This window comes from Leptonema illini DSM 21528 (assembly GCF_000243335.1).
GTDB lineage: Bacteria > Spirochaetota > Leptospiria > Leptospirales > Leptonemataceae > Leptonema > Leptonema illini.
The window spans coordinates 1,124,157-1,149,530 of the sequence record NZ_JH597773.1; the positions used below are offsets into that span (position 1 = coordinate 1,124,157).

The 25,374-nt window shown below is 55.0% G+C and carries 27 protein-coding genes, 1 tRNA gene and 1 pseudogene; 13 read left to right on the forward strand and 16 right to left on the reverse strand.

Annotation, left to right across the window (positions count from 1 at the left end; all coding sequences use genetic code 11):
• Nucleotides 1-37: 37 nt before the first annotated feature.
• Genes LEPIL_RS05100 through LEPIL_RS05110 form a run of 3 tightly spaced genes read right to left on the reverse strand, consistent with a single transcriptional unit; the run spans nt 38 to nt 2,029 of the window.
• Nucleotides 38-1,174, reverse strand: coding sequence for a hypothetical protein (locus LEPIL_RS05100; protein ID WP_002770622.1), 1,137 nt, complete (start codon nt 1,172-1,174; stop codon nt 38-40).
• The gene (locus tag LEPIL_RS05105) at nt 1,164-1,619 is read right to left on the reverse strand and encodes a cyclic nucleotide-binding domain-containing protein (protein WP_002770623.1); all 456 of its coding nucleotides are present in this window, start codon (nt 1,617-1,619) and stop codon (nt 1,164-1,166) included. The genes LEPIL_RS05100 and LEPIL_RS05105 overlap by 11 nt, the downstream gene beginning before the upstream one ends.
• Nucleotides 1,620-1,633: 14 nt before the next feature.
• A complete protein-coding gene (locus LEPIL_RS05110; protein WP_002770624.1) occupies nt 1,634-2,029 on the reverse strand; it encodes a cyclic nucleotide-binding domain-containing protein in 396 nt (131 codons plus the stop codon).
• Between the two features lie 71 nt (nt 2,030-2,100).
• Here LEPIL_RS05110 and LEPIL_RS05115 point away from each other — a divergent pair, with 71 nt between their 5' ends.
• From LEPIL_RS05115 to LEPIL_RS23335, 9 genes are all read left to right on the forward strand, one after another.
• The gene (locus tag LEPIL_RS05115; protein ID WP_002770625.1) at nt 2,101-3,087 is read left to right on the forward strand and encodes an acetylxylan esterase; all 987 of its coding nucleotides are present in this window, start codon (nt 2,101-2,103) and stop codon (nt 3,085-3,087) included.
• Nucleotides 3,088-3,209: 122 nt separating this feature from the next.
• Nucleotides 3,210-3,482: a 30S ribosomal protein S18 gene (gene rpsR / locus LEPIL_RS05120; protein WP_002770630.1), complete on the forward strand. Its 273-nt coding sequence runs from the start codon at nt 3,210-3,212 to the stop codon at nt 3,480-3,482.
• 9 nt (nt 3,483-3,491) lie between these two features.
• A complete protein-coding gene (locus tag LEPIL_RS05125) occupies nt 3,492-6,257 on the forward strand; it encodes a 2-oxoglutarate dehydrogenase E1 component (RefSeq protein ID WP_002770631.1) in 2,766 nt (921 codons plus the stop codon).
• Between the two features lie 29 nt (nt 6,258-6,286).
• Nucleotides 6,287-7,498 (forward strand): 2-oxoglutarate dehydrogenase complex dihydrolipoyllysine-residue succinyltransferase, encoded by a 1,212-nt coding sequence (gene odhB / locus LEPIL_RS05130; RefSeq protein WP_002770632.1) that lies wholly within the window; start codon nt 6,287-6,289, stop codon nt 7,496-7,498.
• 71 nt (nt 7,499-7,569) lie between these two features.
• On the forward strand, nt 7,570-8,991 hold the full coding sequence (gene lpdA, locus LEPIL_RS05135) for a dihydrolipoyl dehydrogenase (RefSeq protein WP_002770633.1): 1,422 nt from the start codon (nt 7,570-7,572) through the stop codon (nt 8,989-8,991).
• A gap of 116 nt (nt 8,992-9,107) precedes the next feature.
• Complete coding sequence (locus LEPIL_RS05140; protein WP_002770635.1) at nt 9,108-9,995, forward strand: tetratricopeptide repeat protein; 888 nt, start codon at nt 9,108-9,110, stop codon at nt 9,993-9,995.
• Nucleotides 9,974-11,299, forward strand: coding sequence for a multiheme c-type cytochrome (locus LEPIL_RS05145; RefSeq protein WP_002770637.1), 1,326 nt, complete (start codon nt 9,974-9,976; stop codon nt 11,297-11,299). The genes LEPIL_RS05140 and LEPIL_RS05145 overlap by 22 nt, the downstream gene beginning before the upstream one ends.
• A gap of 95 nt (nt 11,300-11,394) precedes the next feature.
• Entirely contained in the window at nt 11,395-11,928 is a 534-nt protein-coding gene (locus LEPIL_RS05150) for a dihydrofolate reductase family protein (RefSeq protein ID WP_002770639.1), read from the forward strand.
• A 1-nt stretch (nt 11,929) separates the two neighbouring features.
• Entirely contained in the window at nt 11,930-12,106 is a 177-nt protein-coding gene (locus LEPIL_RS23335; RefSeq protein WP_157135027.1) for a hypothetical protein, read from the forward strand.
• Between the two features lie 60 nt (nt 12,107-12,166).
• Here the strand turns inward: LEPIL_RS23335 and LEPIL_RS05155 are convergent, their stop codons facing one another.
• Both LEPIL_RS05155 and LEPIL_RS05160 read right to left on the reverse strand, forming a co-directional pair.
• Nucleotides 12,167-12,754 (reverse strand): DJ-1/PfpI family protein, encoded by a 588-nt coding sequence (locus tag LEPIL_RS05155; protein ID WP_002770641.1) that lies wholly within the window; start codon nt 12,752-12,754, stop codon nt 12,167-12,169.
• 43 nt (nt 12,755-12,797) lie between these two features.
• Nucleotides 12,798-15,593, reverse strand: coding sequence for an FAD-binding and (Fe-S)-binding domain-containing protein (locus tag LEPIL_RS05160; protein WP_002770643.1), 2,796 nt, complete (start codon nt 15,591-15,593; stop codon nt 12,798-12,800).
• A 213-nt stretch (nt 15,594-15,806) separates the two neighbouring features.
• Between LEPIL_RS05160 and LEPIL_RS05170 the strand changes: the two genes are divergently transcribed.
• Together LEPIL_RS05170 and LEPIL_RS05175 are read left to right on the forward strand one after the other, a co-directional pair.
• Entirely contained in the window at nt 15,807-16,280 is a 474-nt protein-coding gene (locus LEPIL_RS05170) for a GNAT family N-acetyltransferase (protein WP_002770645.1), read from the forward strand.
• Between the two features lie 108 nt (nt 16,281-16,388).
• Nucleotides 16,389-16,790: pseudogene (locus LEPIL_RS05175) on the forward strand (YbaN family protein); the annotation flags it as partial.
• A gap of 6 nt (nt 16,791-16,796) precedes the next feature.
• On the opposite strand, the gene LEPIL_RS05180 reads toward LEPIL_RS05175, so the two are convergent.
• Nucleotides 16,797-17,534 (reverse strand): RsmE family RNA methyltransferase, encoded by a 738-nt coding sequence (locus LEPIL_RS05180; protein WP_002770649.1) that lies wholly within the window; start codon nt 17,532-17,534, stop codon nt 16,797-16,799.
• Nucleotides 17,535-17,585: 51 nt separating this feature from the next.
• Between LEPIL_RS05180 and LEPIL_RS05185 the strand changes: the two genes are divergently transcribed.
• A tRNA-Leu gene (locus tag LEPIL_RS05185) sits at nt 17,586-17,669 on the forward strand.
• Nucleotides 17,643-17,969, forward strand: a complete 327-nt coding sequence (locus LEPIL_RS22835) for a hypothetical protein (protein WP_078123345.1) — start codon at nt 17,643-17,645, stop codon at nt 17,967-17,969. Before LEPIL_RS05185 ends, LEPIL_RS22835 begins: the two co-directional genes overlap by 27 nt.
• Nucleotides 17,970-18,119: 150 nt before the next feature.
• Here LEPIL_RS22835 and LEPIL_RS05195 read toward each other — a convergent pair whose 3' ends face one another.
• The 10 genes from LEPIL_RS05195 to fabD form a co-directional block, all read right to left on the reverse strand.
• A complete protein-coding gene (locus LEPIL_RS05195; RefSeq protein WP_002770651.1) occupies nt 18,120-18,308 on the reverse strand; it encodes a hypothetical protein in 189 nt (62 codons plus the stop codon).
• A 179-nt stretch (nt 18,309-18,487) separates the two neighbouring features.
• Complete coding sequence (locus tag LEPIL_RS05200) at nt 18,488-19,231, reverse strand: 4'-phosphopantetheinyl transferase family protein (RefSeq protein ID WP_002770653.1); 744 nt, start codon at nt 19,229-19,231, stop codon at nt 18,488-18,490.
• 9 nt (nt 19,232-19,240) lie between these two features.
• Nucleotides 19,241-20,041, reverse strand: coding sequence for a lysophospholipid acyltransferase family protein (locus LEPIL_RS05205; RefSeq protein ID WP_002770655.1), 801 nt, complete (start codon nt 20,039-20,041; stop codon nt 19,241-19,243).
• 41 nt (nt 20,042-20,082) lie between these two features.
• The gene (locus LEPIL_RS05210) at nt 20,083-20,328 is read right to left on the reverse strand and encodes a phosphopantetheine-binding protein (RefSeq protein ID WP_002770657.1); all 246 of its coding nucleotides are present in this window, start codon (nt 20,326-20,328) and stop codon (nt 20,083-20,085) included.
• A 42-nt stretch (nt 20,329-20,370) separates the two neighbouring features.
• Nucleotides 20,371-21,651: a beta-ketoacyl-[acyl-carrier-protein] synthase family protein gene (locus tag LEPIL_RS05215; RefSeq protein ID WP_002770659.1), complete on the reverse strand. Its 1,281-nt coding sequence runs from the start codon at nt 21,649-21,651 to the stop codon at nt 20,371-20,373.
• A complete protein-coding gene (locus LEPIL_RS05220; protein WP_002770661.1) occupies nt 21,648-22,112 on the reverse strand; it encodes a 3-hydroxyacyl-ACP dehydratase FabZ family protein in 465 nt (154 codons plus the stop codon). The genes LEPIL_RS05215 and LEPIL_RS05220 overlap by 4 nt, the downstream gene beginning before the upstream one ends.
• Nucleotides 22,102-22,827: a 3-oxoacyl-ACP reductase family protein gene (locus LEPIL_RS05225; protein WP_002770663.1), complete on the reverse strand. Its 726-nt coding sequence runs from the start codon at nt 22,825-22,827 to the stop codon at nt 22,102-22,104. The genes LEPIL_RS05220 and LEPIL_RS05225 overlap by 11 nt, the downstream gene beginning before the upstream one ends.
• A gap of 22 nt (nt 22,828-22,849) precedes the next feature.
• Entirely contained in the window at nt 22,850-23,437 is a 588-nt protein-coding gene (gene fabA, locus LEPIL_RS05230) for a bifunctional 3-hydroxydecanoyl-ACP dehydratase/trans-2-decenoyl-ACP isomerase (RefSeq protein ID WP_002770665.1), read from the reverse strand.
• A gap of 23 nt (nt 23,438-23,460) precedes the next feature.
• Entirely contained in the window at nt 23,461-24,399 is a 939-nt protein-coding gene (locus tag LEPIL_RS05235; protein WP_002770666.1) for an SDR family oxidoreductase, read from the reverse strand.
• A gap of 46 nt (nt 24,400-24,445) precedes the next feature.
• Nucleotides 24,446-25,354 carry an ACP S-malonyltransferase gene (gene fabD, locus LEPIL_RS05240; protein WP_002770668.1) on the reverse strand — a complete coding sequence of 303 codons (909 nt, stop codon included), beginning with the start codon at nt 25,352-25,354 and terminating at the stop codon, nt 24,446-24,448.
• Between the last annotated feature and the right edge of the window lie 20 nt (nt 25,355-25,374).

A 25,374-nucleotide genomic window follows, 5' to 3' on the forward strand; every position in this document is an offset into this window, starting at 1 on the left:
GCGGAGCTGGCATTATATAGCAATGCAAGCAGATCTGTCAAGTGGATCGAGGCCAGAAGAGCTCGAGCGTGCGACCGATGCCCTTTGAATTCAAGAAGCCTTCAAGAGCCGAAGCGCCATCAGAAGCGGGGACTGTCGTCGTATCAACGGCAGGTTGTTCTTGCGTTTCCTGCCGTGCCATTTCCTGGATCTCCCGTTTTTCCGCCGATGTCAGAGGAGCCGGGAGCATAAGAAGCCGGTCCCCTGTCTTCATCTGCCAGCGCTGAATGTGCAGATTACGGCCCGCCTGCGCACGCACGGTATGAAGATCCCCATCTCTTAGAAAAACATGCTCATGTCCGTAGCTGAGCATCTCCATGTTGCCGTCACGCCGGGCCTCAAGAACGGTCACGCGCACCTCTGAGGGCGGATGATTCAGCAGAAGATCCTCAAGTCTGTACACGGGATAGGTCGACGAGGCCAGGCCGTCGATCAGAGCGGTCACATATTCGGATCGCAGGCGGCCATCAGAGCTTATGTACACAAGAAAGAGTCGGTCGCCGGCCAATCGAATGAACATCTTACGAAAGACCTCACCCCGGCTTGTGCCGACGACGCGGTAGTTAATCGAATTGCTGCCAAAGGGAAGCTCTGCGTCCTCGCTCTTCGGTTGGGCCTCGGGCCGCGGCTCCGGGCTCTCTCGCTGCTCCTGAAAAAGCTCTCGAAAGGTATAGCGGTCCTGCTTGATCTGTGCCGGCAGATCGGCCTTGCCCGAAAGCAGCCGTTCGAGCAGAGGCGCATCGGGTGACCAGAGAATAAAGAAAAGCGGCGTCGTTTTTAGGCGTCCAAGCCGAAACCTCGTCGGACGCAGGAATTCAAACTCAGATTCCTGACGTCCGCATCCGCGCAGATACTCGCGCAGATCCTCAAGCAGATGCAACCGCTCGCTGCGTGTTACCGTGCGGCCATCGGCGCAGACAAGACCGAGATGCAGCCGACGACGATCACCGAGCAGATCACCTCCTTCTCGCAAAAGAAAGGCCTCGGCATCGGCCTGTTCACGTAACTGAGCAGGAAATCGATCCTCGCCGATCCAGCTCAGCTCGCGCACCTTCAACCATTCGGCGATCAGCAGATCAAGGGGGATGGATTTCAGAATCCAGCGACGTACGGGATGCAGGGTTTTACGGGACATCGGACTTGCCGCTGTAGTAGTTGGAGATCTGCGTGAACGCCGACTGTATGCGACGACACAGCGCTCCAATGATCTTGAACGCCCACCGCGGATGCGTCTGAAAGATACGCTCGAACTGCTCCGGAGCGAGCACAAGCAGCTTTACGTCCGTGGCCGCGATCAGGGTCGCCGAACGCAGCTCGTTCTCAAGCAGGGCCATCTCTCCAAAGATCTCGCCTGGCCCCAGTCGGTTGAGAACGCGATACTGGCCCGAGATCTGGCGCTCGGTCACAAGCACCATGCCCGAGATGATGATGTAGACCTCTTTGCCCGAATCCCCTTCGCGAACGATGATCTTCTTCGGCTCGTAGGTCTTGCCATATTTAAAGAACAGCTGCTGGGTGATGGCCTGCTCGCCTTCAAAGCCCAGCTTGATCAGGTCGTAGTCGTGATTTTCGATCTTCATGGACGATTTGCCGGTCAGGCCGGCAGCTCCTTAATATGACGGTTTACTTTGCGCAAAATGGAGCTCAGGCTTCGGATGATCGAAAGCGACACCGACATCTCAGAGCTCATCAGTTTTTCCACTCCAACCCTGTTAAAGGCCAGCAAGCGCACGTCGGTCATACACTGCGCCTCGGTGATGCGGGCCTTGCCGAGATAGACCTCGAGAATGCCGAACATCTCGCCCGTTTTATAGTGTAGCTCATCGCTTTTCAGAGCCGTGTACTTACGTCGAAGCGTCACCTCTCCATCGAGGATGTAGTAGACTCTCAGATCGTCGAGCAACTGTCCCTGTTTATAGACATAATCGCCCTTCTTAAAGCTGAGAGGATGCCCGAGCTCTTCAAAAAGCTTCATTCCTGTGGACTCCATCGTCCCTCCATAGATAGCAACTGCGAGTATTCCGCTTTACCGCATGTGCAGCCGAAAAAATCTATAATAATATGGCCATACGCCGACCCGGATTTGACGAATGCTACCAGGCGCTGCCCGAACTGACCCGTCCGGCCCAGTTTCAGTCCTTCTGGAATAGTGTCATCCTTTCTCTGAAGAAGGTTCCTCTCGAACCACAGCTCAAGCTGCGTCTGAAGCGAACCTTTGCCCGGGAAAGCCTGCACGACGTGCAGTTCCGCAGCCATAATGACACCGTCCTGTCGGGCTACCTGAACATCCCTCGAAAGCTGAAACGCGTGCCGGCCGTCATCACGTTTCACGATTATTTATCGGATTTCGAGCGCGTAAACGAAAGCATTACCGAGCCCCTTTCTCAGGCCGGAATCGCGCATCTTTACCTCAAGATGCGTGGACACGAAAATCCGGCCGTATTCGCCCGGCCGACACGATCGAAAGACGGAGCAGGCGCTCCGACGACGTTTTTTCTCGACCAGCAGGGTCAGCCTTTTGAGCGCAGCTTCGGTGTGGCCATCATCCTCGATGCGCTGCGCGGTGTTGACTTTCTGCGCCTGAATCGTAATATTAACCACACTGCCATCGGCCTTATGGGAAGGGGATTGGGCTGTGTTCCGGCGCTATTTGCCGCGGCCTTCAAGCCCGAATCCGTGCGGGCCCTGGGCTTGGAAAGGCCCGGTCCGGTATGGCATGAGGAGTGGCTGCAACTGAGTCAGTCGCCTCTGGCCCGTGAATGGAATGAATGGATGAAAGGAAGATCGGCGCAGAAGAAAGAGCTGCGCGAGAAGATGAGGCAGATTGATCCGGTTTATCTCAGTCAGGAAATCAGCTGCCCCGTCTTGATGAGCACGGGACTTGAAGATGCGGAGCATCCGGCGTTGCCCGGTTTCGGCCTTTTTAACCTGCTGCGCACCGAGAAAGCGATGCAGATCTTCACGGATGAGGCGCAGGATCCCGATCATAAGAAGGAACATCAGCAGCAGGTGGAGTTTCTTATTGAAACACTGCGAGCGAAGGACTGAACGATTGTCAGAACGTATGTTTTGACGGTCGTGGGAATCGTTGAAAAGATTTGTAATGCAATTTAGTAAATATTTTTTAGTTTACAGTAACAGAAGCACAAAATAAGCATACGAGGAAAACGATGGCTACAGACAATCAAGATCAGGAAATGCATCAGGGCGAAGAAGGCGATTCGCCGCGTAAAGCCCGGTCGCGTTTCAAGAAAAAGGTACTCGATACTCGTGGTCTCAACATCGACTACAAGAACATCGAAGTAATCGAGAAGTTCGTTTCGAAGACCGGTAAGATCCTTCCGCGCAGAATGACCGGAGCTACGGCTCGCATCCAGCGTAAGATCTCCCGGGAAGTTAAACGCGCCAGAATGGCCAACCTTTTACCGTTTGTAAAACGCTGAAGATAACCTATGTCACTGTTCGAGGCTATCTCCGTCCTCCAGGGAGATCAAAAAGAGTTTCTGGAGGAGCTGTATCAGGAGTACGTTAAGAACCCTGATAGTATCGCTCCCGAATGGAGAAGTCTTTTCAGCGAGCTGGACGGCGGAGGCGGAGCAAGATTCCCATCCGCCCGAACATCGCTGGCCCTGCAGCCCGAAGATATCCCCGATACGGATGACATAAATCTCAAAGCACATCGTCTGATCCAGGACTACCGTCGCCACGGCCACTTCCTGGCCCGGATCAACCCACTGGGATTCCGTAACACCGACGAAGACCTGCTTGATCCGAGGCGATACGGTATCGGCCCGGCCGATCTTCAGAAGATCGTGCGCGTGAACATCGCCGGTCAATCCGTTACCGATACGCTGGCGACCGTCATCAAGAAGATGGACCAGATCTACTGCTCCTCGACGGGTATTGAATTCTTCTATATCCGTGACGAACAGCGTCGCAACTGGGTCGCCGAGCGCATCGAATCCGACGATTATTTTAAACCTCTTTCCAACGAACAGATGAAGCTCATCTATTCGAAGGTCTATATCGCCGAGGCCTTCGAGAAGTTTCTCGCCACGCGGTTCCCGGGTAAAAAGCGTTTCTCTCTTGAAGGCGGCGAAAGCCTGATCCCCTCGCTCGCCTGTATCATTGAAGAAGCGGGCAACCATTCGATCGAACAGATCGTTCTCGGTATGGCCCACCGCGGTCGTCTCAATGTTCTTGCAAACATTCTTGGCAAAGACCCGGCGGCGATCTTTGCGGAGTTCAACGAAAACGTTTCCATCGACTTCGGTCCCGGTGACGTGAAGTATCACCTCGGCTTTTCACGAGATCACAAAACGATGTCGGGCAAGATGGTGCATCTGTCGCTTGGCTTCAACCCGTCGCATCTTGAGGTGATCAATCCCGTCGTCATGGGCTCGATCCGCGCCCGCCAGACGATGTCGAACGACGAAGGACGTCTGCGCCATCTTCCGCTTCTCATTCATGGCGATGCCGCCCTTGCCGGCCAGGGCATCAACTACGAATGCGCGAATATGTCGGGGCTGACGGGTTATGCCGTCGGCGGCACGATTCATATCGTGGTGAATAACCAGGTCGGATTCACGACCGATCCGATGGACTCGCGTTCAACAATCTACGCCACCGACCTCGCGAAGATTCTCAATACTCCGATCCTGCACGTAAACGGCGACGATCCTATTGCCGTCTACCGCGCTTCACGTTTTGCGCTTGAATGGCGCCAGACGTTCAACTCCGACGTTTTCATCGATCTTGTTTGCTTTCGCAAATGGGGCCATAACGAAACCGACGAGCCGACGTTCACGCAGCCGAAGATGTACGAGATCATCAAGAAGCATCCCGGTACATTCACCGTTTTCGATCAGGCTCTTGCCGAATCACAGCTTTCGCCAGCCGAGCGCCAGGCCATTCGTGACGGCCATAACCAGGCCCTTGAAGATGCCTTCAATCGGTTTCAATCTCAGAATATCCAGGTCGATATCGAAACGCTGCAGGGCAAATGGCAGGGACTCAAGAAGATCGATCCCGATTCGAACCCCGAAACCGGAGTCTCTGACACCCTTCTAAAAAAGGCAGCCGATGCGATCACGTCCGTTCCGGCCGGGTTTACTCTTAATAAAAAGCTGCAGCGTCTCTTTGAAGATCGTCGCAAGATGATCTTCGAGCCCGAGCAATCAAAAGGCATCGACTGGGGCATGGGCGAACTGCTCGCCTACGGAACTCTTCTTGCCGAGGGATTCTCAGTTCGCATCTCGGGGCAGGACTGCAAACGCGGCACGTTCTCGCACCGACACGCCGCCGTTATCGACGCCGAAACCGGGTCGGAGTTCGCTCCTCTGAGCCAGCTTCCGGGCCTGAAGGCGAACTTTGAGGTTCTGAACTCTCTTCTTTCTGAAGAGGCCGTCCTGGGCTTTGAATTCGGTTATTCGCTGGCCGACCCTGCAACGCTTGTCATCTGGGAGGCGCAGTTCGGCGACTTCGCAAACGGCGCCCAGGTCATCGTCGACCAGTTCATCTCTTCCTCTGAAGCGAAATGGAAGCGTATGTCGGGCCTGACCATGCTTCTGCCTCATGGCTATGAAGGCCAGGGACCGGAGCATTCGAGCGCACGTATGGAGCGCTATCTGCAACTGTGCAGTCAGCATAATATGCAGGTCTGTTATCCGACCACGCCGGCGCAGATCTATCATCTGCTGCGCCGTCAGATGCATCGCAACTATCGCAAGCCTCTGATCGTCATGTCGCCGAAATCGCTGCTGCGCCATCCCGAGGCCGTCTGCAAACCCGAGGATTTTCTATCGGGTCGGTTCCAGGACGTCATTCCCGAGGTCGACGCCGATATTAAGGCCGATAAGGTGAAGCGCATCCTCTTCTGCACGGGCAAGATCTACTACGAGCTGCGCGAAGAACGCAGGAAGGCGGGCATTACCGATACGGCTATCATCCGCGTCGAACAGCTCTATCCCTTCCCCGATCGCGATATTCAGACCATCCTTGAAAGCTACAAGAAGATCGAAGAGGTGGGCTGGGTTCAGGAAGAGCCGCGAAATCAGGGCGCCTGGATCTACATGGAGAACCTGCTCGGCCATCTGTGTAAGAGCCGCCTGAACTACTACGGGCGCTCCGCTTCTCCGAGTCCGGCGACGGGTTATTACAAAGTACATGTGAAAGAACAGCAGGCCATTATCAATGAAGCTCTGCTGCTGAATAAATAACGGCTACGAGCCGCGAGAAAGGAATAGTTATGGCACTGGAAGTAAAAGTTCCGCCGATGGGCGAATCCATATCCGAAGCAACGGTGGCCTCCTGGCATAAGAAGCCCGGCGATGCCGTGAAAAGCGGCGACATCCTCGTCGAGCTTGAAACGGATAAGGTGACGATGGAAGTGCCCTGCCCCGTCGACGGAGTTTTGAAAGAGATCAAGCGCCAGAGCGGCGATACGGTTAAACTCGAAGACGTGCTCGCCATCGTCGAGGCCGGCGCCGTCGCATCGACTCCCGCTCAACCTGCTGCACCCGCTGCATCGGCACCGGCAGCCTCGTCCTCAAGTGCTAAAAACGAAACGCTTCCTCCTGGCGCACGTCGCCTTGCCGAAGAAGCCGGCGTCGACGCCTCGCAGATCCAGGGATCGGGCAAGCGCGGACAGGTCACGAAGCCCGACGTCGTAGACCATATCGCAAAAGGTGCCTCCGCTCCTGCTAAGCCGGCTCCGGCTGCATCGGCGACTCCGATCGCCCCGTCCCGAGAACGCAAAGGCGCCCGCGAAGAGGTCGTTCCGATGAGCCGCCTTCGTCAGCGCATCGCCGAGCGCCTTGTTGAAGCGCAACAATCCGCCGCCATCCTTACGACCTTCAACGAAGTCGATATGTCGGCGATGATGGACATCCGCAATCGCTATAAAGACGTCTTTGAGAAGAAGCATGGTGTGAAGCTCGGTTTCATGTCTTTCTTTGTGAAGGCCGTCATCGAAGGCCTGAAGGCTTATCCGGCCGTAAACGCCGAGATTCGCGGAACCGATACGATCTACAAGAACTACTATGATATCGGCGTCGCCGTCGGCGGTCCGAAAGGGCTTGTCGTTCCGATCGTGCGCGACAGCGACCTTCTGTCTATGGCTGAGATCGAGATGGAAATCGCCCGTCTTGCACAGCGAGTCAAAGAAGGAAGCATCACGCTTGATGAGATGTCGGGTGGAACGTTCACCATCTCGAACGGCGGTATTTACGGATCGATGATGTCTACGCCGATCCTCAACCCGCCGCAATCGGGCATTCTCGGTATGCATAACATCACGAAGCGCGCCGTCGTCGTCAACGATCAGATCGTTATCCGACCGATGATGTATCTTGCGCTTTCCTACGACCACCGTATCATCGACGGTAAAGAAGCCGTGAGCTTTCTCGTAAAAGTGAAAGAATGCGTCGAGAACCCTGAACGCATGCTTCTCGAAGTCTGAGGCCTGAAGGCCGACCTGACGGTCGGCCTTTTTTATGTCATTATCCCACCAGAAACACAAGGAGATCTACTATGGCAGATGCAACGCAGAATTTTGATGTCGCAATCATCGGAGGCGGACCGGGCGGATACGTCTGCGCCATCCGCGCCTCGCAGCTCGGGCTGAAGGTCGCCCTGATCGAGAAACGCGAAACCATCGGCGGAACGTGCGTCAACGTCGGATGTATTCCGTCCAAGGCGCTTCTCGATACATCGGAGCATTATCATCGCATCAAGCATGAGATGGACGATCACGGCATCACCGTATCAAGCGTTAAGATCGACGTGAAGAAGATGATGGCCCGCAAAGAGCGCGTCGTGAAAGAATTAACCGACGGCCTGAACTTCCTCATGAACAAGAATAAGATCACCGTCTTTCGCGGAACGGGCAGCCTCGTTTCGGCGAAACCCGACGCCGTCGAGATCAAGGTTGAAGGCGAAAAGCCCGCTTCTCTGATCGCGAAGAAGTGCGTCATCGCCACCGGTTCTGATATCATAAACATCCCCTCCGTCCCTGTGGACGGCAAGAATATCATCACATCGGATCATGCCATCGCTCTTGAAGAGACGCCCGAAAGCATGGTCGTCATCGGCGGCGGCGTCATCGGCCTTGAACTCGGCTCCGTATGGAGTCGTCTCGGTACGAAGGTAACGGTCGTCGAGATGCTGCCCGATATTCTCATGGGTCTTGACGCCTCGCTTCGCACGCTGGCCCGTCGTACGCTCGAAAAGCAGGGCTTCACGTTCAAGCTCGAAACGAAGGTGCTCGGTGCGCAGGCAAAGGGCAAACAGGTTGAAGTCAAGATCGCCGATAAAGACGGCAAAGAAGAATCCATCGTCGCCTCGAAGGTTCTTGTCGCCGTCGGTCGCAAGCCCTTCCATGATTCGCTTGGAGCGGAGAAGGTCGGCGTGAAGATCAACCAGCGCGGACGTATCGAGGTGGACGCGCATACGCTGCAGACGTCCGTGCCCGGCATCTACGCCATCGGCGACGTTATCGAAGGACCGATGCTCGCGCATAAGGCCGAAGAAGAAGGCGTCATGGTCGCCGAGATCATCGCCGGCAAGCCCGGTCATGTGAACTATGACTGCGTTCCGTTCGTCGTCTACACCTGGCCCGAGATCGCCTGGGTGGGCAAAGGCGAAGATCAGCTCAAAGCGGCCGGCATCGAGTATAACACCGGCAAATACATGTTCAAGCCGAACGGCCGTGCGAAGGCCATGAACCAGACCGAAGGGCAGATAAAGATCTATGCCGACAAACGCACCGATAAGATACTCGGAGTGCATATCGTCGGCCCGAACGCCTCGGAGCTGTTAGGCGAAGCCGTCGTCGCCATGGAATTCGGCGGAGCGGCAGAAGACCTTGGCCGTTCGTTCCATTCGCATCCGACGCTTTCTGAGGTTATGAAAGAAGCGGCTCTCGATGTGAATAAGATGAGCATTCACCAGTAAGGCCCGCTGCCCCCACTCCTTCGCCCTTGCGTGACGCCCGTATTGGAGGCGCCACGCAAGGGACGCAAGGACAACGATCCTGCTTGACATACTCATTTCTGCGCTCACCTTATGGCATGCCTCGCTTTACGACATTGCCAGCAAATCTCATTCTTGTTCTACTCCTGACATCCTGCCAATCAACACGACCATTTGAGCCGTTCAATGAATCCTGGGCTACCGCACAGCTCAACGCCCCGCCCGAGAATTTACAGAAGGCCGAGGCCTTGCACAAGTCCGGCTTCCAGCTCTACAAGCAGAAACGAGATAGCGAAGCTATCATTCAGTATGAAGCGGCCCTACAACTTCATGCACACGCCGGCCTGTATTACGACTACGCGAATAGCCTTTCGAATATCGACGGTCGACTGGAGGATTCTATAAAGGCATATCGCATCGGCATCAGGTTAAGCGAGAAGCCCGACATGAACCTTCACTACAATCTGGGCTGTGCTCTTGTTCGTGCCAATCGCATCGCCGAGGCCATCCCTGAACTGCAGCAGGCCTACAGGCTCGGAAAGCCTCCTGCCATCATGGAGCAGGACGGCGATCTGACGAATCTGCGGAAGGATCGAGACTGGCGCGAGAAGATCGGCATCAAGGAGCCGATGAAATCATGGAGGCTGTTCCCGCAAGCATGGGGCAGAGGCAGCTCGCACACTACTATTTGTTCCAATTACAGACAGACAGCCGGGCTTTTGATCGAATACTTTGAAGATATGGGGGAGACCCGCGTAAAAAAAGGGAATTGGACGCGCGAAGGGAACAAGATCATAGCACATTTCAAACAGGAAATCGGCAAAAAGGGCGTTGGTCCGACCGTGAACGACGGTCCTCGCGGGCCATACCATCTAAAATTCGAGCCTTACGAGCGCGAGATTGATGAGACAGCAACATTTGATTTTCTGGAGATATCAAAGCACATGCAAGAATCGGACGGACCATGCCCCGAATACCGCTTCTGATCGTTTCGACGCTCTTACTGATCGGGCCTGGCTGTATAACAAATCCTCCGGAAACTTCCGATCCCGATCCTTTCGCGGATAACGATCAGGCTGCCCTATCAGCGTTTGAGCGCATCAAGAGCCGCGGCGAGACCTTGCCAGATTCAGAGCGCTATCGAATGCTCTTCAACAGACCTCCGTTCGACGATACTGCGAGTCCGATCCTTTCCCGCTTGAGTCAGGGGCGTTATCCGGTTGCAGACGCCGGCTCAAATCCTCGCTGGCAGAAAGCAGAGTCCTGTGCTCGATGCCACGAAAAAGAATTTGGAGCCTGGAAGAAGAGTCTTCACAGTCAGGCCTTCACGAATGCTCGATTCTATCATGCCTTTCAGCTTGAACCGATGGCCTGGTGTATGAACTGCCATGCACCTTACTGGTATAACAGCGGGCACGCCGCCGAAGCGAGGCCAATCAGGCCGATTCAGGAGATCTACCAGACCGATAAGCGGCAGTACGTCGTTCACCGCCCTCATGCAACCGATCGCCTGCCTTCTTACCGAGAGGATTACGACTACGATGATCTGCGCTCGCCGCAGAACGAAGAAGGAGTCAGCTGCGCCGTTTGTCATGTGCGCAATGACGTGGTTTATACAGGCCGCCCCGTCACATCAGAAATGGCCACGAAGGCCGGGGCAGACGACGGCCATGAACTGCGTCATGATCCGATACTGCGCAGCCCGGACCTCTGCGCCGGATGCCACGAGTTCAACTTCCCGGATCGAGTGAGCCCCTTTATCGCATACTCCCCTCATCCCATGCAAGCGACAGTCAGCGAATTCCTTGCACACAGGCAAAAGGGCTCTGCGCCGGCAACAACCTGCACGGGCTGCCATCTACGACAGGACGCTCACATCGCCTCTCCTCTTTCCCATCGCGAAGCGATCCCGCATGTTATCCAAATCCGGTTTCACACCCGGCAGTCCCTTTTAAAAATGCAGATCCGCATCCCGCGCATCGGGCATCCCTTTCCTACAGGCGATCTTTTTCGTCAGGTGCGAGTCCGCGCATTCAGCGACGGCGGCCGTGAGCTTCTTGACTATCGCATTGCCCGAATCGTAAACAACGCTACATTGAAGATCGAGTCAGACACTCGTTTACTGCCTGTGAATCAAACCATCGACACCGAACTCGTTTTCCCTCTCAGAGAAGCGCCGAGCCGGTGCGAGGTCGAATACCTATTCGAGGGACGCATCGAGCATACTCTTCCGCGGGCTATGCCTGATGAGGAAAAGCGGATTGTTCTTTTCAGTGGTCCATGCAAATAGAATGCACATAAGCCCGCCGCAGAAGCGCTCACACTTTTTCAGAAAAATGATTGCACATTCCGGTAACGTCCTCACAGTTCTCTTGAGACGTCTTTATGCCCTCGCGCATCACCCTTCACATGGTTACAAGCCTTGACGGCTTCATCGCCACCAGCGACGGCAGCATGGACTGGTTCGAGTTTACGTCTCCCTATGAGAGGGGTGTCGAAGAAGAAGATGCCGCGCAGTTCCTATCCGGTATCGATTGTTATATCATGGGCTCGCATACGTATGAACTTGCGCGTCAGGTCGGCTGGCCCTATGGCGATACTCCTGTCATCGTGCTTACCGGACGAAAGCTTCCTGTAACGAAAGAGAACGTACGCTTCTATTCAGGAGAAATTCCCGAGCTGCTGAAGGGCCTGCCATATCAGAACACCTATCTTGTCGGTGGAGCGAAGGTGTGTCGGGAGTTTCTTCGTCTGAATCTCGTCGACGAGCTATGCCTAACGACGATTCCCATGCTGCTGGGCTCGGGCCTGCCTCTTTTTGAAAGCGGCTCAGCACAGACCAGGCTTGCACTCAAAGACTGTAAGGCTTACAAGAATGGTCTTGTAGAAACCCGCTACACGATCGGCAAGGGGCTCTAACGTGCCCTTTACACTTGCACATCCGGCGGCGGTGCTTCCGTTGCTTCGTGACCCGGTTTCGATTTCGATGAAAGATCTCGGGCATATCGCAGTCCGGACGATCTCTTCGATTCTTCTGGCTCTGCTTCTTGCATGCGCTCTCACGATAGCCCTCAAGAAAAGCGGCAGAGTAAGTTAGTTTCTCGGCAAACAAGAAAAGATCCCCGCCCGATACAGGATACTATCAGGCGGGGGAGATTCAAGCCTCGATTTTTGAGCCGAGAACGATCAGAAACTGTCGCATCCACTCAGGATGCGCCGGCCATGCCGGAGCCGTCACGAGGTTTCCATCGGTTAACGCATTTGATGCGGTATCGTTCACCTCACCAAATTTCGCCCCCGCCACCGTGCATTCGGGACCGACGGCAGGATAGGCTATCACGTTACGCCCTTTTAATACGCCGGCAGCGGCCAGTATCTGGGGCCCGTGACAGATTGCTGCGATAGGCTTCTTGCTATCGGCAAAATGGCGTGTCATCTCCAGCAGCTTCTGATTCAGACGTAGGTACTCCGGAGCCCGACCGCCGGGAATGACCAGCGCATCGTAACTCTTTGCATCCACCTTCTCGAAATCAAAGTTCACGACAAAACGGTGGCCAGGCGCCTCCATATACGTCTGATCTCCAACAAAGTCATGAACTGCCGTTCGAACCGTATCTCCGGGTTTCTTTCCCGGACAGACGGCATGCACCGTATGCCCGACCATCGTGAGTATCTGAAATGGAACCATCACCTCGTAATCCTCGACAAAATCACCGACAAACATCAAAATCTTCTTCGCGCTCATTGTCTCCTCCTGTTGTATGCGTTTTCTTTTCATTCAATATGACCTATTCCGTCGCTCGATCAAGCAGATGAAGCATCGAATGATACGGTTGCCCCGTCGCTTCGGTTAAAGCAAGCTCGCAGGTTCGGGCCGAGCTGTAATGTCCAGAGCAATGTTCGTTTCTCATCTGCTCCGCCTCTTCACGGGTCGCAGAAGCCGTCAGCTCGGGAAAGAGCATCCCTCGATCGCCGGCCATACCGCAACAACCGGCCGAGATAGGAATAACGACAGATTCAGCGCAGGCCGCAGCGACGGTCTGTAAATACGCCAGATGATTCATCTTCTGCGAGGCGCAGGTCGGATGCAGCGCAATGCTCCTCTGTCGCTTCGTTACCCGAAGGCGCGGAAGCAGCTTCTCAGAGGCAAAGACGACGGAGTCCAAAATCCGCAGAGCATGCAGCTTCCTGCCTACAGCGTCGCCATTGTCAGACGCTGCGGCCCTCTGGAGCAAAGCGTAGGTGCATGAAGACGTATCAAGAACGACGGGGATCCTGCCACCTTCGCTTTCTCGAAAGAGCATCTCAACAAGGGCGGATAACGAATGCTCTGCGGCCTCTGGAAATCCCTTCGACGCCATCGGCGTTCCGCAGCAATGGCCGCTCGAATCGCTGGCCACGCGCATCTGCAGGCCGGAGCGGCGCACAAGGCGCTCGATCGTTTCAGGAATGGAGGGTGCATCTGCATAACCACCCATCGTGCGACTGATACAGGTGGGGAAATACAGAATATCGGCGTTTGAGTCGCCCTTCGCAGCTATGCGTGCGCCTGCACGCATCGAAACGGGAAGCTGTGGTATGCGAAATATGAGACGCACGACATCGGTGAAAAAACGCCCGAGGTGACTCATACCCGGCACAGATAACGGACGCAACGAAAGCCCGATAAAAAAACTGATGAGCCTCATGTGCGTCGATACAAACTGCGCCACACGCTTCGATAGAGCCCCCTGCTTCTGCGCGCGCAGATCCTTCATATAGCGGCCCGTATCGATTCCCACCGGGCAGGCCGTGGCGCATAACCCGTCGGTGGCGCAGGTATCGACTCCGGCATAGGCGTAGTCTTTCAGGATCTCAGGGCGCAGGTCGGATCTTCGAGGATCTTGAAGCAGTCGCTGCACGACGATGCGCTGCCTCGGCGTCAGCGTCAGATCCCTGCTCGGGCAGCGATTCTCGCAGAAGCCACATTCGATACATAGATCGACCTCGTCATGTACGGCTGGCAGCGGCTTCAGGTTAGCCAGATGTACACGTCGATCGTCGTTAATAATAACGCCCGGATTGCAGATGTTCAACGGATCGACGAGTCGCTTCACCTCTTTCATCAGTGAATAGATCACATCGCCCCACTCCGTCTCCACGAAAGGCGCCATATTCCGGCCCGTGCCATGCTCGCCTTTCAAGGCTCCGTCGTATTTATGCACGACAAGATCTACGACGTCGTTCATAAGAGCTTCGTATCGTTGAACCTCTTCATCAGAGGGGAAGGTCGGCGTTATAACAAAGTGCAGATTGCCGTCTTTTGCATGGCCGAAAATGATGGCCTCGTCATAGGCATACGTCTTGAACAACCGCTGCAGATCGGCGCATAGATCGGCAAGATGCCTTACAGGCACCGCCACGTCTTCGATCAGAGCCGAGCTGCCCTTGGGTCTCAGCGATCCCACAGAGGGATACATGCCCTTGCGCAGGCTCCAGTAAAGCGCCTGCTGTTGCACGTCGGCGGTTAACAACGGAGCGACCAGAAGCGAGAAATCACTCAGGCGTCTCTCGATGTCCGGCTTGTGTTCTTCCAGCTCGGCGGCCGTGGCAAACTCAAACTCAACAAGCAGTGCGGCGGCCTCATCGGGAGCCGAACTGAGAATCTCTGCAAGAGAGCCTGCCTTTCTCTCGATGCTGCGAATGGCGCTTCGATCCATGATCTCGACCGCCGCCGCGTCAAGAAGCTCGGGCACGGCCGCTCCTGCCGCATGCAGATCACGAAACAGAAGCAACGTCGTCAGCTTATGCTTTGATGCGGGCACCGTCCGAAGCGTCGCATCGGCAATAAAACCGAGCGTGCCCTCGCTGCCGATCATCAGATGGGCGAGGATATCAAGAGGACGGTCGAAATCAAGAAAGGCGTTCATGCCGTAGCCGACTGTGTTCTTGATGCGGTATTTATCGCGAATGCGATCCCGAATCGCTTCATCGGTTAGCATACGCCGTCGGATCTCAAGCAGGCCGTTATACAGCGATGCATGCTCGTCTCGAAAACGGTCTGCATCGGCCGCCGTCTCGGTGTTAAAACGGCTGCCATCGGGTAACACAATCGTCATCGCATCAAGCGTATGATAGGCGTTCTGCGTTACGCCACAGCACATGCCGCTTGAGTTATTCGCAAGGATGCCGCCCAGCATCGCCGCCTGTATGCTGGCTGGGTCAGGTCCGATCTTGCGACCATAGCGGCGCAGATGGTCGTTCGCCCGTTGACCGGTGACGCCTGGCTGCAGGCGAATGCGTCGGCCTTCGTCAAGAATCTGAATATCGCGAAAAGAGCGGCTGATATCGACGAGTACGCTGTCGCTGATAGCCTGGCCCGAAAGGCTTGTTCCGGCCGCTCGAAAGGTCAGCGGCAGGCGATAGTTGCCGGCAAGACGCAAGAGGGACGCCACGTCGTCTACCGACGTCGGGCGCACGATGCAGGCCGGCACAAGGCTGTAAAAGCTCGCATCGGACGATAAGGCCAGGCGGTCGATCCATCGCGTCGACACCTTCTCGACGCCGATCGCCTTTTCTAACGAACGAATGAAATCTCTCTGCATGACGTCCTCGCCTCCGGAGAGTGAGCCCGGAGCAGAAGCTGTCAATTTGTTTTATAAATTTTTAGAACCTTCCCCCACCTGCTCAAACGCTATTTCTGCTTGCGTCGGGCAAGCGACGGCGTTGATAGGAAGTATGCCCCTCAGAGCCTTGGTCGCTTTGCTGCTGTTTATGTCCGCTCCGCTCGCCGCAGAGGTCATCGATCGAGTGACGCTATGATTCAGATCATCGACTATTCGCCCACCATGGCCCATCAAATTGCCGATCTCTTCCATGCCTCCATTCATCGGGTGGCCTGTCGGGATTATACAGCCGAGGAGCTGGCCGTATGGGCGCCATTTCCTATCGATTACGATCACTGGCTTGAGCGGTTAAATAGAAAACAACCAGCTGTGGCCGTTGATTCGAACGAGACGACGGTACTCGGTTTTGCAGAGCTTGATCCGGACGGACATATCGATTGCTTCTATGTTCATCCCGATCATCAACGTCGCGGTGTTGGAATAGCGCTCATGCAGGCCATCGCGGAAAAGGCTGAAGAGATCGGGTTGCGCCGTCTTTTTGCCGAGGTGAGCATCACTGCAAAACCCTTCTTTTTACAGATGGGATTCACCGTTGTGCGGCCGAATCTGGCCGCACGCGGCGGTATGTTGCTCAAGAACTATATCATGGAACGCTTTTGTCAGTAAGCAGCAGCCATTAAATCCCAGGGAGCCCTGGCCTTGCCGTCACCAGTTTTTTCATCGACGCAGGCCCTATGCCTGTTTTTCTTTAAGAACAATTCATTGACGACACACATGCAGCGCGATTTCTCAAATGAAACCAGCCCCGTTCGCAACCGACTGCTGCGCATCGTCCTGATAGCAGCCGGCACGGCCAGCCTTGCGCTGGGCATAGCGGGCATCTTCCTGCCTGTGCTGCCGACGACGCCGTTTCTTCTGTTAACGGCTCTCTGTTACGCGCGAAGCTCCGCCCGTTTTTATAACGCCCTGATGAACCATAAATATCTGGGGCCCTACATCCATCAGTGGCGCATCGAACGCAGCCTCACGCCAGGCACAAAGATCTTCGCCCTGAGCACGCTTGCCATGACGATCATCAGCTCCGTTCTGTTCTTTATTCCATTGTTGCCCGTAAAGATACTCGTCGCCGCTATCGGATTGACGGTCGCCGTCTATATTCTGCGCATCCCCACAAAAGTTCGCTCAGGCCTGAAGCAGGTTGAGATAACTCAGTCCGGCGAGAACGGCCGTCTCAATGCGCAGGATACCGTCGGATAACGCAACCGGCAGAGCCCCTTTTTCAAGCATAGCGATCCGTTCCAGATCTGTGATGCCTCCTTCCGGACCGACAACGATGGCATGCGAGCGGATCGTACGCTCCGCATCTCGCTTGCGCGGAAGTAGATCGACGGCCGCTCTGCCCGATGGATCAAGTAAAAGAAACATACAGGCTTCGGCCGATCCCTCGATGCGCGAAAGCAGCTCTTCAAGACCGATCGGCTGTTCAAACACGGGAATATAACGACGTCTGCTCTGTCCGGCCGCCTGCATGGCAAGACGCTCCGCTCGTTCCTGCGAATAGGTCTCGCGTACAGATCGCTCGAACTCGACGGGAACGAATCGCGTCATGCCGAGCTCCGTTCCTTTTTCGAGTATCAGATCCACGCGACTGCCTTTAGGCAGGGCGCAATAGACGATGCACTCTGGAGCATCGACGAATTCCTGACGGGTGTAATCGGGCCTGCAGCTCCATTGCTCTTTGCGCCCGGAGCTTTCGCGCAGCAGCAGAGCGGGAGCGGTGCGACCACGGCCGTCACAGACGACGATCTCGGTATCGGGCTCGATTCGACGGGCCTTCAAATGCTGGACTTCGTCGGGATTCAGTTCAACAGTCTCCGGATGCTTCCGGAACTCTTCAAATGTGCGGTAAATAAGGAACATATTTTTGTTTACAGTCAACGCTACAAAAGAATGCTCATCCCGTCAACGATTGCCGGAGTGGTGAAACTGGTAGACACAGTAGATTCAAAATCTACCGGGAGCGATCTCGTGTCGGTTCGAGTCCGACCTCCGGTACTTTCGCTGATCCTTCTTCTTTTATCTTTTATTCTGGCCCCCATCCATTCGCTTCTTGCAGACGACGCCATCGTCGGAGTCGAGATCCTCGGCGGCGAAGGGCGTCCCTACTGGGCCCATCGCATGCAAGATCCGTATCTGAGGCAGTTGCAGGACGAAACGCTGGTGCGCTCCCTTGAATCACAGAATCTGCATCGGACGCTGCTCGAACTTGACCGTCTGCGACGTCAGAGGCCTTCTGTGCGTTCGGCCACGGGCCGTATCAGCTTCCTCGCATCCTCTGGCGAGCCGTCAGCCTGATCGTTGAGGGTTATGCGGACGCCTACCGCGTTCTATGGGAGGATTACACTCCCTTAAAGAAAGACGCCGTCGTATGGGATGCGGGCTGGCGCGCCGGATTCGGATTCCGGCTCTGACCACGGACGATAGACGTCACTACTGCGCCGGCCTTCAGACAAGGTTATAGATACAGCTTGCGTCGTGACGTCCGCTGTCATTCGCACAACGACAGCGAAGTCGTATTCCCGTGCGCGCATCGACTTCACGCAACGCTTTCGTCGCATTATCGGTCGGCAGTCGTTCCTTCGTCGCAGGACGCAGGATGCTTTTCTCTCGTTCAAGAAGAAGGCTGGGGCTCATGGCTCACTCCTTCATCCGGTAACTCTTGCGGCTTTTTCTTTCTCTTTCACGACATTACTGCCAGGCAGGAATGCCGCATTCTGCCCGGTTCTTACCCGGACAGGCTTTCGCCGTCTCTCTGAGTATCGGTTTTGCGAAGCGTCGAATTTAAGGCTCAAGCACAGCACGAGGCATCAGGATCAATTCGCCGGAAGAAAAAAAATCCGTCGCCCATCCCGTAGAGTCGGACGATCCTGCCAGTGTTTCAGATAGCGTTCGACCGAAGTATCAAGATGCATGGTCGTCATCACCAGTCGTCCATGGTGCGACAGAGAAACGGGAGCTTCTCCATACGGAAGGTCAAGCACGGGCGGCAGCAGCTCTCCGTCGGGTGCGGGCCTGCGCTGCACGATATCGGCCGAGGCGTCGATTTCCAGATCGCGCAGAATCGACGCCGCCTGCTCGCGCACCTCACGCGAGAGATCGGCCTCTTCTTCTACATGATCGATCCAGCTGACAAGAAGGGCGTCTTCTTCGGCAGGAGCGGACCAGGCGATGCCGACCACACACTGGCAATCCGTTTCTTTGCGGGATTTTGTTTCAAAACGGGATTGCCTCTCGAAAAAAACGGACGCTTCCAGGGCCAGGCCTGTGCCATGATCATGCACCGCATGAAAGCCAGGCTGCACCTCAAGCTCACGATAGCGAAAGGATCGGCTGCGATCCCGACGGTTAACGGCCTTGAAGGCGCTCTCCTTTAAGGCCCATACCTTCCAGAGAGCTTCTTCGAAGTCATCCTCCTTTCTGAGAAAGGACGCTTCGGCGTCCGTGCAGATCTTCCGCACGTAGCGATCAAGAAAGGCCGCCGAGCGATCCCTTTCTTCAAAGAGATCGACGACATCGTTACCAAAAACGAAATGCGGATCTCTTAGAAAGATGCCCATACGCCCTCCTTATAAGGTCGTCTGCGATTCACGGCTGCGAAAGAAATCCTCTTCCATCGATTGCAGCTCTGCAAGGATCTGATGCGAAAGCTCTCTCTGTGCCCGCATCCCCCGCTGCTCTGTCGAAGGGCGGATCAGTCGCATCGCTAACGTAAAACGTTCCCCTTTCGCAGGCAGGGTCGATTTTGCCGTTTGATGATCGCCGCGCATGTAAATACAGAGCACGGCCGTGTCGGGCACGCACTGCAGAAGCAGACCGGGACCGTAGGCCGCCCCTTCGAGATCAAGTCGCCCGGTCTGAGAACGTCTGCCCTCAGGAAAAAGAAGGATGGGATCGCCGCGTCGGAGCAGCCAGGCCATGCGATCGAGTACGCCTTCTCGATGTTCGCTCGGCCCGGTACGATCGATCGGAATACACTTCGTCAGATACGTAATCAGCCGCAGAAAGAAGTTATGGCCGAAATTCTCGACGGCGGGAATATTCCACGGAAGCTTTCGATAATGTAAGAAGTAAAACGTATTGGCGGCAAGAGCCCACTGGATAACGCCAGAATCGATCATCGTCAGATGATTCGGACATATAAGAAGCGACGGATTCTCGCGCACGATGCGACGGAACTCACGTCTGATTTCTTTCATCTCACGGATCGTATAACGCCCGACCAGGCGCATCGCAAGCACAAGAGCCGCTCCCATCACGGGAAAGACAAGCCAGCCAAGCAATCGTTGCCAGAGCAGGTATCTTGCAAACGACGGCAGATCTTCAGTCGCAGTCGTTTCGCTTCGGATGTGGGATGATTTTTCAGACACGGTAGGAAACCCGGGCAGGCAGAACCTACCCGGTACAGATCTCAGAGTTTATTCTTGATCATGCTCACGGCGGCGCCGACGGTGTTCACCTTATCAGCCTCGCCATCTTCCACTTCAATATCGAACTCATCTTCAAAAGCGAGGATGATGTCGACCAGACGGGAAGAGTTGACTTCCAGATCTGTCAGGATGTTCGTGCTGTCGTTAGCCGCAGCAAGAGCATCTTTATTTTTGGCATACGGTCCGAGTATTTTCAGGACCTTTTCCATTATTTCCTTCTGTTCCATTAAAATTCTCCTGATATGGATTGATAAAGGATCACGGGGGAGTTATCCCTCCCATTTCTTGTAGATCACGCATCCGTTTACGTCGCCGAAGCCGAAGCTGGCTTTGGCGAAGATGCGCGCCTGTTTGTTCAGCGTCTCCTGGAGAACGCTTTTCGCATACGGCTGAATCTTCTCGTGAAGATCCTCACAGTTGATGGACTTATGCAGAAAGCCCTGTTCGAGCTGAAGCATAACGGCCGCCGACTCGATCGATCCGGCGGCGCCAAGGCAATGCCCGATCATCGACTTCGTCGACTGAATATGCGGGAATTTATCGGCCGGAAGACCGAGCGCCTGCACCCAGTTATTCACCTCAACGGGATCGGCCATCGTAGCCGTCAGGTGGCCGTTAATGGCGTCGATCTCTTCAGGCTTGATACCGGCCTTGCGAATCGCTTCTTTGATGGCAAGCTGCACCGACTCCGGATTGGGGAAGGTCATGCTTCCGCCGTTACGATGTCCGCCGCAGTTCAGATGAGCGCCGAGTACTTCGGCATAGATCTTCGCTCCGCGCTTCTGAGCGCTTTCGAGGCTTTCAAGAAGCAGTACGCCCGATCCAGAGCCCGGAACGAAACCGGCGCTTGAGGCGCTCATCGGTCGCGAGGCCTTTTCGGGAGTCTCGTTATACTTCGAGCTGAGAACCTTCATCGCGTCGAAGGCGCCCCATACATAACGCGAAGACGACTCCGCACCGCCGACGACCATGCGATCGGCATCGCCATGACGGATGCGATCATAACCCATGATGATGGCTTCGGTGCCGGTGTTACACGCGCTTGAATTCGATGATGATTGATTGCCAAGAGCGAGCAGGCCGCCGATCTTCGCCGAAACGGACGACGCCATGATCTGCTCGACCATCGTCGAACCGAGTCGCTTCACCTTGCCCTCGTCAATACGGGGGATAACCTTCTCGGCGATGGTTTCCATACCTGAAAGGCCGAGACCGACGATACAGCCCGCATCCCAGTTCACGTGATCGTCTTTCGGATCGGTGACCTGAAAACCGGCGTCTTTCCAGGCGTCGATCGAGGCAATACCGGCAAGGATCATGATTTCATTCATGGCGAGAAGGTTTTCTTCAGAGAAATATCCCTCGGCCGTTTTCATCAGCTTATCGCGATCGATCCAGCCGCCGACATGGCAGGCAAAACTCAGATCGGCGATTTCCTGACGAAAGCGTATGCCGCTCTTGCCTTCGCGCAGGGCCTTAGAGAATTCCTCTTTTCCGTGACCGTTCGAGGTAATCACCCCGACGCCTGTTACAACAACTCTTCTACTCATAATGCTACTCCCATTCCGGACAGCGTGCCCGAGGCGGCCAGTGTGCCGTCCTGCTTATAGATATCAACCTTAGAACGGATCTTCCCTCTTCGCAGGAAGATCTTCTGGCTTTTGATAGTAACCGTATCACCGGGTAACACCATCGCCGCGAACTCCACCTCTGCGTCGGTGAACAGAGATATCTGGTTCAGACTTCCGCCATTCTTTATCGCGTTGTAGATTCCGAGGGCGACGACGCCCGTTTGCGCCATCGTCTCAAGAAGGATGACTCCCGGCGTGACGGGATGCCCGGGAAAATGCCCCGGATAAAAAAACTCATCCTTGCTGTATGTGTACTGCCCGACGATATGATCCTCGGACAGTTCGAGAATGCGATCGATGTAACGAAAAGGCGGCCGTTGTGGAACGGTCTGCAGAACCTTTTCAATGATCGCCGGGTCGGTGACGAGCTCAGCCGCCATACATGCCTCCGTTTACGTGGATAACCGTTCCCGTAATGTATGTGCCCGACGTCGAAAGGAAGCCGACGACTTCGGCGATCTCTTCGGGTCGACCGATGCGACGCAGCGGAATACGATCGAGAATAACTTTTTTATGCTCTTCTGAAAGATCTTTCGTCATATCCGTTTCAATAAAGCCCGGAGCGACGGAGTTGACAAGGATGCCATAGTCGGCCATTTCCATGGCGGCGACCTTCGTAAAGTTGTCGATGGCCGCTTTGGTCATGCCGTAAACGGACTGCGTCGGATTTCCCTGACTGCCGATGATGCTCGATATGTTCACGATGCGACCGCTGCGATTACGGATCATCAAGCGCATCAGACGCTTCGTAAGATACCACGTGGCCTTCATGTTCAGATCGACCATCATCTCAAATTCTTCAACGGATGCCTGGAAGAGAGGGTTATCCTTTACAGCGCCGGCATTGTTCACCAGGACTTCAAGCGGCTCGGGGCGGGCCTTGATCTCGTTGTAGATCTTATCGCAGCCTTCGATCGTCGAAATATCGGCCTGAATCAAGAAGGCGTTCCCGATTTCCTCTTTCAGCTTTTCAGCGGTGGCCGAGCTTGAATTGTAATGAATTCCGACGAGGAAGCCTTTTCGCCCGAGTTCACGGGCGATGGCCGCTCCAATGCCACGACCGGCTCCGGTGACAAGCGCTATCTTCTGTTCCATGTATAACCTCTCTTCTTCCGTATCAGCGGTTCAACAGTCCGCCCATAAAATTTTCCGTTCTGTTCGGATAGCCTTTATAACCGATGTCGGTAAAGAGGCCGACTTTCGCGTCGTTCACCCTGTAGATCAGCTCTCCGTCGACCGAAAGCGTGCCGTTCCCGATAGCCAGACAGGCTCCCTGATCGGGCAGCATCGTGAATCGACGCACTTCGAGCTCATACCGCAGCAACTTATTATGCGGGCGAATCTGACCCGAAAACTCGATCTCTCCGGCGCCGAGAGCCCTTCCCGAGCCCGGCGCTCCGTTCACACAGCAATAAAAACCAAGCAGCTGCCAGATGGCGTCGACGCCGAGGCATCCTGGCATCACCGGATCTTCGCGAAAATGGCACTGAAAGAACCACTCATCAATCTGAACGTCCTTCTCGGCCACAATACGCCCTTTTTTGCCCGATTTCTGGATTTCCGTAACACGATCCATCATCAAAAACGGAGGAGCAGGCACCTTTGCCAGCTCGTGCGGCGGGTTTTCCACGAGATTTCCCTGTGAAAAGGCCAGCAACTCCTCTTTGTCAAAATGAGTTCGCTCTAAGAATTCTTGATATGTCATTGTTTCACGGTTTTTTTGAACGATTATCCGGCAATCCTTTCGCCCCCATCCACACGGATGATCTCGCCGTTAATCCAGGCCGTTTCATCAAGACTCATCGCCAGAACGACGGAGCCGACGTCTTCAGGAGTGGTCAGTCGACCGAGCGGATTGCGCATACGCGAATGGGCCGCCATATGCGTGCTTCCGGGAATCAGACGCAGGGCCGGAGTATCGGTGACGCCGGGCTGCAGAATATTCGAACGAATGCCATGCGGACCGTATTCATAAGCGATCGATCGCGAGATCGCCTCAAGAGCGACCTTCGCGGCGCTAACGGCGGCGTATCCGCGCCAGGCCGTTTCGTTGCCTTCGCTGGTGAGGCCGAGCACCCTTGCATCAGAGGCGAACATCTTTCTTTGAAAAAGGGCGGCCGTCCATGTGGCGAGGCTTGTGCCCATCGCATAGATGGTGTTGGCGATATCTTCGTCGCCCAGAAAGAGCTCTTGATTGTAGGCCGGCTCTTCGGCGATGTGCATGAGTTCGTCCACGCCTTCTTCGAGAAAGAGTCGCGTCGCCTCGGAGCGCAGTTTCGCGGCATCGACGCCCAGAGAGGCGGCCAGCTTTGCCACGGCATCGGAGCGATGCTTCACTATCGGAGCCATCAGCTTCAGGTTGCCAAAGGCGATCGAATGCAACAGGGTGCGCACCTTTCCGCCTTTCATCGCTTCTTCAAGACCGTCAAGGACGGTTCTACGGCCTTCTTCGCTCAGGCCGTCGAGGTTATACGTAAGCAGTTGCGATCCCGTTGCGCGGATGGCCTCAAATTCCGGATCGATGCGAGCCATCGCCCCTTTTCGATCGCGGTGCACGATGCAGATGTTTACACCGGCTCCGGCGAGACGCTTTGCAGAAGCAAGGCCGAATCCGCTTGATCCGCCGAGGATCAGCGCCCAGTAGTTTTTATCTTTTAGAGATGCCATAGTCTTTTCCTTTATTGAACAAGAATAATCAAGCGTATTCGCCGGATCAGCCGAACGCCTTCTTCAATCCTTTCACATTGAGAACGGAGGGAACTTCGGCTCCAAGCGTGGAGAAGAATTTGCCAAGCGGACGATTCGGACCGACTTCCAGGATGGAAGCCTTCGTATCGATTAAAGCCTGCATATTCTCAATCCAGCGAACGGAACCGCTGATCTGACGGACAAGATGATCGATAAGAGTATCGGGGCGGTGAAAGGTTCCCGAAAAGTTCGAAAGCACCTTCGCCGAATGCTCGGGACGAATCGTAAACGATGTTAGATACGAGCGAAACTCATCTTCAATCGGAGCCATCATACGCGAATGAAACGGTGCGCTTACGTTAAGGAAAACAGCGTTAATGCCCTCGATCTTCTCGCGAATCTCGGCAACGGCTCCTTCAACGGCAGCCTTTGCGCCGCTGATGACCACCTGATCGGCGCTGTTAATGTTGGCGACGTCGGCGTCATGCTTCGCTACAATCTCGCGATACGACGTTGACTCGATCTTTTCAAGTATCAATGCGGCCATAGCACCCGTTCCTTCGGGAACGGCCACCTGCATCAGATTCCCCCTTTTACGCACGATCTTTACCGCATCGACAAAGTCTACTACCCCGGCTGCGGCAAGCGCGGTGTACTCGCCAAGACTATGACCGGCAAAATAGTCGGCAGTTTTCGAGTATTCCTGTTCAATCACCTTCACCATCGCCATCTCAACGGTGAGGATAGCGGGCTGAGTAAACTCGGTCAGGTTGAGCTTCGGATCATCTTCGGCAAAGATAAGAGCAGCCAGATCGACATCTATTGCTGCGGAGGCGTCTTCAAAAAGAGCCCTGACAGTCGCATACTCATCATAGAAATCTTTTGCCATCCCCGGGCGCTGAGACCCCTGTCCCGGAAATACAAACGCATACATAGACAACTCCTGTTCTCGCT